This window comes from Glutamicibacter sp. AOP38-B1-38 (genome assembly GCF_052377485.1).
Taxonomy (GTDB): domain Bacteria; phylum Actinomycetota; class Actinomycetes; order Actinomycetales; family Micrococcaceae; genus Glutamicibacter.
Genome location: NZ_JBQSWU010000112.1, coordinates 1 through 259 on the forward strand (window position 1 = coordinate 1; position 259 = coordinate 259).

Consider the following 259-nt stretch of genomic DNA (forward strand, 5'->3'; position numbering starts at 1 on the left):
AGGCCTCGACTGGGACTACCCGATCGAGGCGCAGGAGAACGGGAACTCCTTCATGCGCCATTCCCGGGCCAAGGTGATGGGCGGGTGCTCCAGCCATAATTCCTGCATCGCGTTCTGGGCGCCGCGCGAGGACCTGGACGAATGGGAATCGAAGTTCGGGGCCACCGGCTGGAATTCGGCGATGGCCTACCGGCTGTATCAGCAGCTGGAGCGCAATGAGGACGCCGGGCCGGAGGCCCCGCACCACGGGGATTCGGGG

General features: G+C 66.4%; 1 protein-coding gene. It reads left to right on the forward strand.

Annotated elements, in window-relative coordinates:
• On the forward strand, window positions 1-259 hold a 259-nt coding region (locus ACT3TP_RS18825), incomplete at both ends, for a GMC family oxidoreductase N-terminal domain-containing protein (protein WP_444621304.1).